This window comes from Pseudarthrobacter sp. 10T415, assembly GCF_056394175.1.
Genome location: NZ_JBFTHJ010000093.1, coordinates 1 through 357 on the forward strand (window position 1 = coordinate 1; position 357 = coordinate 357).

1 protein-coding gene is annotated in these 357 nt (G+C 69.7%); it reads left to right on the forward strand.

Features of this window, described 5'->3' with window-relative positions:
• Positions 1-222, forward strand: a 222-nt coding sequence (locus AC1DBN_RS21610) for a hypothetical protein (RefSeq protein WP_477724218.1), incomplete at its 5' end; no start/stop codon positions are given.
• Positions 223-357 lie beyond the last annotated feature (135 nt).

Genomic DNA, 357 nt, shown 5'->3' on the forward strand with positions numbered 1-357 from the left:
CTGTTCGACTTCCTGAACCGCAAGCGCGGCATCCGCTGCACGCACGGCYACTACAGCCGCCGCTGCGACAAGCTCGAATTGCGCTGGACCGGCACCAGCGGGCGCAATGCCACGTACCGGTTGCAGATCCGCACCGGCTGCGATTTCGGGCCGGACGTGCAGATCCAGGCGCAGCTGACCCAGCTCTGGTTCGATCCGCACATGAGCGGAGGCCAGCCGTGAGCCGAACCAACCCCGCACCCATGACCGGGCCGATGTCGGGTCCGGGCGCTTCCACCGATCCGCCGCCACGCGGCACCGTGTTGCCACCCGGCGCAGTGGATGCCGACGCGCTCGGTACGGCCGCCATCGCACGGC